The sequence below is a fragment of the Mucilaginibacter sp. OK098 genome, from assembly GCF_900142915.1.
In the GTDB taxonomy this organism is placed as follows: Bacteria; Bacteroidota; Bacteroidia; order Sphingobacteriales; family Sphingobacteriaceae; genus Mucilaginibacter.
This window is the reverse complement of the sequence record NZ_FRCM01000004.1, coordinates 520,590-533,640: the sequence shown is the minus strand read 5'-3', so window position 1 is coordinate 533,640 and position 13,051 is coordinate 520,590. Positions and strand designations below refer to the sequence as shown.

Below are 13,051 nucleotides of genomic sequence, written 5' to 3'. Positions count from 1 at the left end.
GGAGACTTTAGCTTCGCCCGTGTTTGCTTTTTAAACTCAAAGATTAGGGGGCTTTAATTATTCCACCCTTTTCCTGCAATCCGAAATCGAAAATCCGAATTCCGAAATTCTTCAATTACCATCCCCCTTTAAATCCTTCAGTAAGCGCAGCCTTATAATTTTCAAGATCGAAGGAGTAAAGGTACGGGGCTTTATGCGCACCACCCTTACGTGGTTTCTCCAATCGGTTTAAAATCCCAAAACCAAGCATCCGCCGTTGAAAGTTTCGCCTGTCCAGCTTTTTATCCAGTATGGTTTCATAAAGTTTTTGCAGCTCAGGCATGGTAAATTCCCTCGGCATCAGGTTATAACCTATCGGCTGGTAGTTTAATTGAAGGCGTAACGTATCCAAAGCTGTTTTAAGTATCAGCGCGTGATCAAGCTTTAATTCAGGCAGATCATTCAGATCGCACCAGTTACATGCAGCCGAAAATTGGTCTGGAGCCGGGTTTACATCGCAAAAATCAACTAGCGCATAATAGCCAATGGTCAAAAAACGGTTGGTAAACCAGTTTTCTTTTGCCGGCAGCATATCTTTATACATCTCAAAATGCTCTTTTGACCTTTCGGGATCGCCAAAAACATGAAACTGCTGCAAAAATATTTCATCAAGGCCGGTTCGTTCTTTTAGTATCCGGTTAGCGGCCATTTCAATAGGTTCAGGTTTTAGCAAAAAACCGCCCGGTAAGTACCATCCGCCTTCATTTTTAATTTTCAGGAGCAAAACTTTCATCAATCCTTCATGAAACCCAAACACCACGCAATCAATAGAAATATGGGGCAGATAGTTCTCCCGTGCGTTTTCGCAATACTCCTTAAGTTCTTTTTTGGTTAACATTTTTGCTATTCTACAAAAATACTTTGATTATTTAAATTATAATATTACTCTTGTGTCAATAATACACTATCATTTTTTAGTGTTAAACCGATTATTACTGATACAAAAAATTAAGGTAACACAAACTATGCTAATGTAATATATTAGCCTACGTTTTAGCCATCCAATAATAACCTAATAATTCATAATGATGAATAAATATTCCCCGGTAAGATCTGCTTTTGCAGCAGTGATGCTTTTTGCTTCAATACTGCCTGCTTATAAAGCATCGGCACAAACAAAAAACGATGATGCCAAAATGAATGCCTTTGTTGCAAACCTGATGGGTAAAATGACGCTTGATGAAAAGATAGGTCAGCTTAACCTGGTTGTAATGGGCAACGCAATAACAGGCACGGTAATTAGTAAGGGAGTTGAGGATAAAATGAAACGGGGCGAAATAGGCGGCATATTTGGCTTATACGGCACCGCAAATGTTTCAAAAATGCAGGATCTTGCAGTTAAGGAATCGCGCCTGCACATCCCTTTAATATTCGGGCTTGATGTTATCCACGGGCACCGCACCATATTCCCTATCCCTTTAGGCGTTTCGGCAACCTGGGATATGGAGCTGATTGAACAATCAGCCAGGATAGCAGCTAAAGAAGCAACTGCAGAAGGCTTGAACTGGGTGTTTTCGCCAATGGTGGATATAGCGCGCGATGCCCGGTGGGGAAGGATCTCGGAAGGATCAGGCGAAGATCCATGGTATGGCTCGCAGGTTGCCAAAGCGATGGTTAAGGGTTACCAGGGCAAAAGCATGACGGATGCCGACGCTGTTATGGCCTGCGTTAAACACTTTGCTTTATATGGCGGCGCTGAGGCCGGCAGGGAATACAATACGGTTGATATGAGCCTGATAAAAATGTATCAGGATTACCTGCCGCCTTATAGGGCGGCGGTTGATGCGGGTGCAGGCAGTTTCATGAGCTCGTTCAATACCATTAACGGTATGCCGGCAACAGTTAATAAATGGCTGCTTACTGATCTGTTGCGTAAGCAATGGGGTTTTAAAGGCTTTGTAGTGTCTGATTATACCTCGTTAAATGAAGTAACAAACCACGGCCTTGGCGATCTGCAAACGGTATCGGCATTAGCATTAAAAGCAGGCCTTGATATGGATATGGTAGGCGAAGGCTTTTTAACCACGTTAAAAAAATCATTAAAAGAAGGAAAGGTTACCCAGTCTGAAATTGATTTGGCTTGCCGCCGTGTGCTTGAAGCAAAATATAAATTGGGTTTATTTACAAATCCGGGGAAATCAATAAATGCCGAAAGAGAAAAGCAGGACGTATTTACTGATGATAACCGCAAATTTGCAAGGCAGATAGCCGAACATTCATTTGTATTGTTAAAAAACCAGGCGCAAACACTGCCGCTTAAAAAATCAGGCACCATTGCATTGGTTGGCCCGCTTGCTGCTAACCATTCAGAAATGCTGGGTACCTGGGTAATAGCCGGAGACCCTGATAAATCTGTAAGTGTGGCCGAGGGGATAAAAAATATTGCCGGGGATAATGTAAAAGTATTATATGCAAAAGGATCGAACATTACTGATGATTCGCTTTTAAGTATCCGCGCTTTCGCTTTAACAGGTCCTGAAAAAAAAGACAAACGCTCGCCCCAGGAAATGATTGACGAAGCTGTTGAAACTGCTAAAAAAGCCGATGTAGTTGTTGCTGTGGTAGGTGAGTCGGCAAACATGTCGGGCGAATCATCAAGCAGGGCTGATATTGATATCCCTGAAAACCAGAAAGATTTATTGAAAGCGCTTGCTAAAACCGGTAAACCGTTGGTTATTGTATTATTTAACGGCCGCCCGTTAACTTTAACCTGGGAAGATAAGCATGCCAGCGCCATATTAGATGCATGGGCGCCGGGTACCGAGGCCGGTAATGCTATTGCCGATGTGCTTTTTGGCAATTATAACCCGGCCGGAAAAATTACGGCAACCTTCCCGCGCAGCGTAGGGCAGATACCTATATATTATAACCACAAAAATACCGGAAGGCCTTTTGATGGTAATGGCGGGGCTAAATTCAAATCAGATTATCTTGATATTTCAAATGATCCGCTTTACCCGTTTGGCTATGGTTTAAGTTATACCACGTTTAGTTATGGCAGCGTTCAACTTGATAAAACTAATCTCATAGGCAATACAGCGCTTAAGGCTACCGTAACGGTAACCAATACCGGTAAATATGCCGGCGAAGAGGTTGTGCAATTGTATATAAGCGATCCGGTAGCCAGCATCAGCCGCTCGGTAAAAGAATTGAAGGGCTTTCAGAAAGTAAATTTGCAGCCTGGCGAAAGCAAAGTGGTATCATTTAATATAACCACTGCCGATCTTAAGTTTTACAATGATAAACTTGTTTATGATTGGGAGCCAGGTCAGTTTATTGTGCAAATTGGCACCAATTCAGGCAACACGCAATCGGCATCAGTTCAATGGCTTAAGTAATGGAATAAATTATCCGCGATTTGGTATATTAAGGATAATCAAGGTTAAAATTTACCAATAATAAAAAAGCGTTCCATAACAAAAATGGAGCGCTTTTTTTTGTTACTAACCTGGTATTATTTTAATGAAAAAATAAGTTTCAAAATTTAAAAAACCCTCAAAATAAGTGTTATAGTGACATTTTTAACAAAAGGTGATGAAATTTTAACATCATAAATATGGTTGTATTGGGCATATTATTGGTGTATTTTATCATTAAAAACATAAGCTAAATGATGATTTAAGCATTCGCGGAAGCTTAAAGTGGTTTATAATTAAATAATTAGCTTGTATAACGGAGTTGTTACATTTCTGATTTAGTAATATAATAGTCATTTTATTAATAATTTGTTAACATAAATATTCTATAAGTATTAGTATTGTTTTAAACACGCCTGTAAAAATAATTAATTTGTAATTCTTATTAAGTCACTTGTGTAAACAGTACACTCTGTTTACATTAGTATCAATGCCAATGTAATTTTTTGTATTACCGAACAATTACACAAAACCTGATATTAATATAACATTTATTAAACCTGATGCACATGCTTTTTATTAGGCATCGGGAATTTGAGTAGCAATAAGTTTTTATATTTATTAAGTACTTTACATGATAAAACTTTTACATTTTATCCTTTTTTGTAATCACACCAACGCGGCCTTATCTCACCAGGGCCATAGGCAAATCGTTTTTGCCCCAGCTAATGCCCGGGCGCCGTCTTAAAACCATAATCGAACAAAAATCTTAAATCAAATAAATTAATCAACTAAATCTCAATCTCATGTTTAAAAGTTTACTCCTAAAAGGAAGAGCACTATGCCTGCTGTTATGCTGCATAGTTTCTTCATTGGTAGTTACAGCCCAAACAAAACACTCGGGTAAAGTTATCGGCGGCGATGACAAACAACCTGTAGTAGGTGCATCCTTACGGATAAAAGGCACCAACCTGGGCGCTGTAACAGATGTTAATGGCGAGTTCAGTCTCTCATTAAGTCCAGGTAATGTGCTTGTCGTAAGTTATCTTACTTACCAAACAAGAGAGGTAACCGTTCAAGGTGACCAGTATCTCACTATTGTTCTTACGCCTGTTACCAACTCGCTCAACGAGGTGGTTGTTACAGGTTACCAAACCCAGGTTAAAAAGGATATCACCGGTGCTGTAGCAACGGTGGCTATCAATGATGCCAGAAAGATCCCTGTTACCACCTCAGAGCAATTGCTGCAAGGGCAGGCTTCGGGTGTTACGGTAATTAACCAGGGTGCACCAGGCGCTTCAAGCACAGTATTTATTAGAGGTATCACCAACTTTGGTAATAGTACACCTCTGTTTGTTGTTGATGGTGTACAAACCAGCAATATGTCACAGGTAAATCCGAGCGATATAGAAAGTATCAGTGTATTGAAGGATGCAGGTTCGGCAGCCATTTATGGTGTATCAGGCGGTAACGGGGTAATTGTGGTTACTACCAAAAAAGGTAAGGCGGGCAAAACCTCACTTAGCTATGATGCTTATTATGGTGATCAGGTGCCTCCCGGGGGAAACGTCTGGCATTTGATGAACCCGTCACAACAATCACAATTGGCTTTTGATGCCAATGACGGATCGTCAGAAAAACTTTATCCCGGTGGTGCAGGAACACTTCCTGTTTACGGTTATCATGGCGGGGCGAATTATTCAACCTTTGGTACAGCTGGTGTTACCAATGATCCTGCAATTGAAAAAGGTTATTTTTTCGATGCTTTAAATCCCGCTAATGATTACCTGGTACAAAAATTTAACCAGGCAGGTACCGATTGGTTCCATCAAATTTTCAAACATGCGCCTGAGCAAAGCCATACTATTACCGCAAGCGGCGGCAATGATAAAAATACCTTCTTGTATTCATTGCAGTACCTCAACCAACAAGGTACTTTAATAGAAACTTTTGAAAAACGTTACCAGGCACGTGTTAATAACACTTATAGCTTGCTGAATAATCATCTTCGTTTTGGTGAAAATGGCTATGTATTTTACCGCGAGAACAATGGCGGCAGCTCCTTCAATCAACAGCAGGAAGGAGGTAGTATTTCAAACACATATCGCGAAATGCCGCTTATCCCTGCTCATGATATAAAAGGTAATTATGGTGGTGGTTATGATGGCCCTGCCGGCGAACCCCTGGGTAACGGAGCCAATCCTCTTGCACAGCAGGAAAGAACCAAAAATGACAGGGCTAAAACCTGGAACATGCAGGGAACTCTTTTTGCAGAAGCTGACTTTTTGAAATACTTTACTGCCCGTACTGCTTTTGGTGGAAATGCAGGTAATACTTTTTATTATTTCACAGGCTACAACCCATATGAAAATTATGAGCCGCACGCCAATGATAATACCTATGCAGAAGTTGCTCAATATTATTATAATTTCAACTATACTAATAGTTTGAGTTATAAACAGACATTCGGAAAACATAATATCAGCGCTTTTGCTGGCTATGAAATTAAAAAAAGCGGTGGACAGCAGTTGGGGGTGGCAGCATCAAACTTTGTTACACTTGATCCTAATTTCCTAACGGTTGCAGCTACAACTAAGCCTACATCAATAGCTTTAAACGGCGGCGGTAATGGTACATTCCTTTACCAGCCTACAGGTACCCAGTCAATATTTGCCCGTGTAGATTATAGCTACAATGATAGATATCTGTTTGGTGCAACTGTACGCCGCGATGGATTTTCATCCTTTTATCCTGGTCGCCAATATGGTACTTTCCCTTCTGTGTCTTTAGGATGGCGGATCTCTCAGGAAGACTTCCTGAAAGGTGTTAGCTGGATCAATGAACTTAAACTGCGCGGCAGTTATGGCTCTACCGGTAGCAATGCAAATATCCGCGGTACAAATTCTGTAGATACGTATAACTATGGCTTTGGCAGCACTGCATACGGTATTAATGGTGGTTTAAATACAACTACCACAGGTTACGCACAAACCAGTATCGGTAACCCTAAAACTACCTGGGAGACTGATAAGATACTTAACATTGGTATTGACGCCTCCTTGTTTAATCACCTGGATCTGAATCTTGAATATTATAAAAAATCTATCAGCGGTTTATTGTTCCCGCTATCGCTGCCTGCAACTGCTGGCGCTGCAAGCCCCCCAACAGTAAATGTGGGTGACGTGCAGAATACTGGTATCGATTTTTCGGCAACGTTCCATACTGCCATTAGCCAGGATTTCAAGTTTAGCATTGGGGCAAACGTTACTGCGTACAAAAACAAAATTACTAAGCTGGTTGCACCAAATTACTTTGATGTATCAAACGGTACACGTATAGGTAGCTTTGTAAGAGAGAAGGTAGGGATGCCTATAGGCTCATTCTACGGTTACCAGATACAGGGTATTTATCAAAACGCTTCACAAGTTGGTACTTATGACAGTAATGGGAAACTGGTTTCTGGTGTTCCAAGTTATTCGGGTGCTGCTCCAGGCGCATACATTTACAAGGATCTAAGTGGTGATGGAAAGATCACAGCTGATGACCGCACCTTTATTGGTAACCCAAATCCTGATTTTACTTACGGTGTTAACCTGAATGCCAGTTATAAAGGCTTCGACTTTTCTATGGTGTTATATGGTTCATACGGTAATAAGGATTTTAACTACGTAAAATACTGGACAGATACTTATGGCGCTTTCCCTGGCGGCAAGGATCTTGACCTGTTGACCAAATCGGCAACTGTTGTAAATGGTGTAGTTACCAACCCTGGTGCAACGCAGTCAGCTTTAACTGTTAGCCAATCATTAGGTACAACAATTCCAAGTACTTTTTATATTGAAAGCGGCTCATTTTTGAAATGCCGCGTTGCACAGCTTGGTTACAATTTTGATCCGGGCCTGTTAAAATCGGTTGGAGTAAGTAAACTGCATGTGTATGTTCAGGCTACCAACCTGTTTACCATCACCAAGTATAGCGGCTTAGATCCTGAGTTAGTTCCATCGGTTAGTAACCTTAACCAGAGTGGTAGCGCCACTCCTCAGCAAAGCGCATCTTTTGGGGTTGACTATGGCGCGTATCCTAACAACCAAAGAACGTATTTAGTAGGTGTTAATATGACATTTTAATATTAAAAATATATTGTTATGAAAAAATTTAGTTTTAAATTAATTGCCTTAGGTGCAATAATCTTTCTTACAACGATAAATTCGTGTAAGAAGATATTGAATCAGACTCCCGCTGGGGTCCTCGCAGGTCCTACGCTTGCCAATAAGGCCGGTGTAGATGGTTTATTGATAGGGGCTTATTCATTATTAGATGGGTATTATCAAGGCCAGCCTGGTTCAGCTTTTGCCTCTGGCATCAGCAATTGGAGCTGGGGTGGGGTTGGTTCAGATGATTCCTATAAAGGTTCAAGCACCGGTGACCAGAGAGATGAAGGGTTAACAGCTATAGAACAGCATGTTAGTATTAATCCAACGGATGGATACCTTGGCTCTAAGTGGCAGGTATGCTACGCGGGTATTGTGCGGGCCAATAATGTGATCCAGGAAGTGCCATTAGTTAAAGATGGTTCTTTGACGGATGCTGCTGGTCAGGCTGCTATTGCTGAAGCACGCTTTTTACGCGGCGTTTATCATTTTGAGCTTGCTAAAGTATGGCAGAATGTACCCTATGTGGACGAAACAGTTACCTATGCAGCAGGTAATCTCAGCGTAGGTAACGGTGCACCCATATGGGATAAAATTGAGGCTGACTTTGCCGCTGCGATGACCAAATTGCCGAAAACCCAGCCACAGGCAGGTCGTGCCAATTATTATGCTGCCGAAGCATTTTTGGCAAAAGCATATATATTTGATCATCAATATGACAAAGCTTTACCTTTACTGACTGACTGTATTAATAACGGTACAACAGCAAGCGGCGCCCACTATGCTTTAGAGCCTTACGCTAATAACTTTAACGCTTTAACCAAAAATGGTCCCGAATCAGTATTTGCTGCACAAATGACTGTAGCTGACGGCTCAAACGGCCAAAATGACGATGCAGGCGATGTGTTGAATTTTCCTGGAGGCGGTACCTATTCAGGATGCTGCGGGTTTTATACACCTTCATACCACTTAGCCAACGCGTTTAAAGTTGATGCCAATGGTTTACCTATGTTCCAGATTGATGGCGCTACAGGATTTCCTAAGTATGATGACGTGAATCTTGGTAATGATCATGGGGTTGGCGCTGGTACTGCTTATACACCTACTGCAGAAGCTGTAGATTCACGCCTTGACTGGACAGTGGGCCGCAGGGGTATCCCGTACCTTGACTGGGGTTTAGGTGGTGGTGAACCATGGACACGCGGTGACCTGGTTCCGTATGTGCCGATAAAAAATGTATTTTATCATTCGGCTCAAGCTTCAACCACCGATACTCAGGCTGGTTGGGCTGGCAGCCAGGGCGTTGCCAATAATTATAATATCATCAGGTTTGCCGACATATATTTATGGCGTGCTGAATGCTATATACTTGGAACTGCTCCAAATTTGGCACTGGCAGAAGCTGATGTGAATGCGGTAAGGTCAAGAGCTGCTCTTCCATCCAACTGGGTACATACTTTTGTGGACAATTCAGATCCATCAAAAGGGTTTACTAACACCCCTGCCGCTAATTATAAAGTAGGTTTGTATACAGGGCAGTTTGCTGCCAATGGCCAGGCTTATGCGCTTGGGGCCTTAATGATAGAAAGGCAATTAGAGTTTGGTATGGAAGGCCAACGTTTCTTTGATTTGCAACGCATGGACGGAAGGTTTGGCGGTAAACAAGGTACGGGGTATATGGCCGGTGTAATGAATGCTTATTATAAGGCCGATAATCGTATTGCAAATCCGACCCTTGGCGCTGCAAAATTCACTGCAGGCAGGGACGAGGTTTATCCTTTACCACAAAGCCAGGTAGACATTGAAGGCGGGAAATTAAAACAGAACCCAAATTATTAATTGTTAATTTAGCTTAAAAAAGAGGGGGAGATATTTATCTTCACCTCTTTTTTATTTTATACATTAGCGTAAATTTAAAAATGAGACTTCTTCGTTGCTTTTTTTTCTGCTGCTTACCTGTGTTGTTATTTTCATGTAAACAACACACTTTATTTGAAAAGATCTCCTCTTCGCATTCAGGTGTACATTTCAGTAATACAATTATTGAATCAGATACCATAAACCCTCTAGATAAATTAAATATTTATAACGGAGGCGGGGTTGGCATTGGCGATTTTAATAATGACGGGCTACAGGATATTTACCTGGTAGGAAATGCTGTTTCAAACAAGTTGTACCTTAATAAGGGCGACATGAAGTTTGATGATGTTACCAAAGAAGCCGGTGTAGCCGGCTCTGGCGGATGGGGCAGGGGAGTGGCTGTTGTTGATATTAACAATGATGGCTTAATGGATATTTACGTTTGCTATACCCTGCTAAACGATTCGGTTAAACGGCGCAACCTGTTATATGTAAACCAGGGGATTGATAAAAATGGTGTGCCTCATTTTAAAGAAATGGCAAAAGAATACGGCCTTGATATAAACGTACACTCAACAATGGCCTCATTTTTTGATTATGATAATGATGGCGACCTTGATATGTACTTAACAGTAAACGAGGCACAATCAAACGAAAATACAAGCAGTTTCAGGCCTATTGTTAAGGATGGATCAAAAAGAAGTACAGGCAGGCTATACCGTAATGACTGGGACCCTGTTTTGAAGCATGGCGTTTATCACAATGTTTCAAAACAAGCCGGGATTTTAATTGAAGGATATGGCCATGCAGCAAGTATTGTTGATATTAACCGTGATGGCTGGAAGGATATTTATGTTACAAATGATTTTTTAGGCAGTAATATACTATACATTAATAACCACGACGGAACATTTACTGACAAAACACGCGAATATTTTAAACATACTGCCACCAGTGCCATGGGCCAGGATATTGAAGATATTAATAATGATGGCCTTGCAGATGTTTTTGAGCTGGATATGAGCCCTGAGGATAATTACAGGCGTAAAATGTTTATGAGCTCAAATGCTTACCAGGTTTATCAAAACTTTGATTATTATGGCTATCAGTATCAATATAACCGTAATAATTTACAAATTAACCAGGGCCCGAGAGTAGGTCAGAATGATTCGATTGGTGCGCCGGCTTTTAGTGAAACTTCCTTTTTAAGTGGCACGGCACAAACAGATTGGAGCTGGTGCCCCCTGATTACCGATTTTGATAATGACGGCTATCGTGATATTGTGATAACCAATGGCTATCCGCGCGATGTAACCGATCATGATTTTACCACATTCAGGGCCGAGGCCTATTTAATTGCAAGCAAAAAACAAATACTTGATCAGATCCCGACGGTTAAGATCCCTAACTATGCTTTTAAAAACGGCGGTAATCTTGAATTTGCAGATGTAACCAAAAGCTGGGGATTAGGCGAGCCTTCATTTTCAAACGGTGCAGCATATGCTGATCTGGATAATGACGGCGATATGGATATGGTGATCAACAATATTGACGATGAGGTATTTATATATAAAAATACTTCGCGCGAAACTGATAAAAAAAACAGTAATTATTTGCAGGTACAATTTCAGGGCGGCTCACAAAATAAAAATGGAATTGGCGCCTGGGCCGATATTTATTATGATCATGGTAAGCACCAGGTATATGAAAACACCCCTTTCAGAGGGTACCTGTCAACAATACAAAATATAGCTCACTTTGGATTAGGCCCTAATTCATTGCTCGATTCGGTTGTTATAAGATGGCAAAATGGTGAAAAACAAACAATTAAAAGTGTTAAAGCCAACCAGTTACTTAAGGTTAACATTGCAAATGCGCATGAAAACTATACGTTTAACCTGCCTGTAATAAATAACAAATCGTTATTTCGCGAGGTAACCAAAGCTGTAGGGGTCACCTATAAACATATTGAGGATGACCTGGCCGATTTTAACATACAAAAGCTATTACCTCACAAACTATCGCAATATACACCGGCTGTGGCGGTAGGTGATATTGATGGTAACGGTTATGATGATATGGTGGTTGGCGGCACATCAAATTATCCGGCTCAATTGCTGTTACAGCAGGCTAACGGTAAGTTTATTCAGCGTGATCTGGCACCCGCTGTGCGAAAAAATATTACTGAAAATTTTAAAGATGAGGGCTTATTGCTATTTGATGCAGATGGTGATGGCGACCTTGATCTTTATGTAGCCAGCGGAGGGTATGAAAAGCAATCCGGATCACCTTTTTACCAGGATAGAATTTATATAAATGATGGTAAAGGCAATTTTAAATTGCAGGAAGATGCATTGCCTAAAAACTTTACAAGCAAGTTATGCGTAAAGGCAATTGATTATAACAAGGATGGGAAACTTGACCTGTTTGTATCAGGCAGGGTTGAACCGTGGAGGTATCCAAAACCTGTTTCGAGCATGATATTGCGTAATGACAGTAAAGATGGGCATATTAAGTTTACTGATGTTACTGCTACAGTAGCTAAAGATTTAAAAAATATAGGCTTGGTTTGCGATGCCATTTTTACGGATTTTGATAATGATGGTTGGCCTGACCTGGTACTTACCGGAGAATGGATGCCTGTAACATTTTTAAAAAACGACCATGGCGTATTTAAAAATGTAACTGCTAACACAGGGATCGGCAATAAATTAGGGTGGTGGAATACGATAGTGGCCGGCGATTTTAATCACGATGGTAAAATTGATTATATAGTTGGCAACACAGGTTTAAATACCTTTTATAAGGCAACTGATAAATATCCGGTTTATATTACAGCTAAAGATTTTGATAATAACGGCAGCTATGATGCATTCCCGTCTGTTTTTCTGAAAGATCAGGATGGAGAACTGAAAGAATTCCCTGCTCAAACCCGTGATGACATTGTGAAGCAAATGATTGGTATGCGGGTTAAATTTCAGAATTATAAATCATTTGCTGTTGCAACAATGGATTCTGTAATTACACCCGAAATGCGTAAAGGCGCAGTAAGGTTAAAAGCTAATATACTGCAGTCATGCTATTTGCAAAATAATGGTAATGGTAAATTTACCATGATCCCTTTACCTATTGAGGCGCAAGTGTCGCAGCTTAACGGTATGGTAGTGGATGATTTTGATGGCGATGGAAACCTTGATGTGGCAATTAGCGGAAATGATTATGGTACCGAAGTTTCAACAGGGAGATATGACGCTTTTAATGGCTTAATTTTAAAAGGCGATGGGAAAGGGAACTTTAAACCATTATCAATCCTGCAAAGCGGGTTGTACATTCCAGGGGATGGAAAAGCATTGGTGAAGCTAAGGAGCGCAAAAGGGGGATATTTGATTGCCGCTTCCCAAAACAAGGATGTAATGAAAGTATTTGAATTGAAAAGGGGCGTTCACACAATTGCACTAAAGCCTCTGGATATGTTTGCCACAATAAAATATAAAAATGGCAAAACCGGGAAAGAAGAGTTTTATAATGGAACCTCATTTTTGTCACAATCCGGGCGGTTCTTTAATACTGATCAAACAATGCAGTCGGTTACAATAACTGATAGCTATGGACACGTAAGAAATATTTTACTAAATTAATACTGTT

5 protein-coding genes are annotated in these 13,051 nt (G+C 40.8%); 4 read left to right on the top strand and 1 reads right to left on the bottom strand.

The genetic code is table 11. The annotated features are described in order from the left end of the window. Nucleotides 1–115 precede the first annotated feature (115 nt). Nucleotides 116–877, bottom strand: a complete 762-nt coding sequence (locus tag BUE31_RS15845; protein WP_073404770.1) for an NUDIX hydrolase — start codon at nucleotides 875–877, stop codon at nucleotides 116–118. 187 nt (nucleotides 878–1,064) lie between these two features. On the opposite strand from BUE31_RS15845, the gene bglX reads away from it, so the two are divergent. From bglX to BUE31_RS15825, 4 genes are all read left to right on the top strand, one after another. After that, complete coding sequence (gene bglX / locus BUE31_RS15840; RefSeq protein ID WP_083619992.1) at nucleotides 1,065–3,377, top strand: beta-glucosidase BglX; 2,313 nt, start codon at nucleotides 1,065–1,067, stop codon at nucleotides 3,375–3,377. An 824-nt stretch (nucleotides 3,378–4,201) separates the two neighbouring features. Next, the gene (locus tag BUE31_RS15835) at nucleotides 4,202–7,522 is read left to right on the top strand and encodes a SusC/RagA family TonB-linked outer membrane protein (protein ID WP_073404768.1); all 3,321 of its coding nucleotides are present in this window, start codon (nucleotides 4,202–4,204) and stop codon (nucleotides 7,520–7,522) included. Nucleotides 7,523–7,540: 18 nt separating this feature from the next. Next, nucleotides 7,541–9,385 (top strand): RagB/SusD family nutrient uptake outer membrane protein, encoded by a 1,845-nt coding sequence (locus BUE31_RS15830; protein WP_073404767.1) that lies wholly within the window; start codon nucleotides 7,541–7,543, stop codon nucleotides 9,383–9,385. 80 nt (nucleotides 9,386–9,465) lie between these two features. Then, on the top strand, nucleotides 9,466–13,044 hold the full coding sequence (locus BUE31_RS15825; protein ID WP_073404766.1) for a VCBS repeat-containing protein: 3,579 nt from the start codon (nucleotides 9,466–9,468) through the stop codon (nucleotides 13,042–13,044). Nucleotides 13,045–13,051 lie beyond the last annotated feature (7 nt).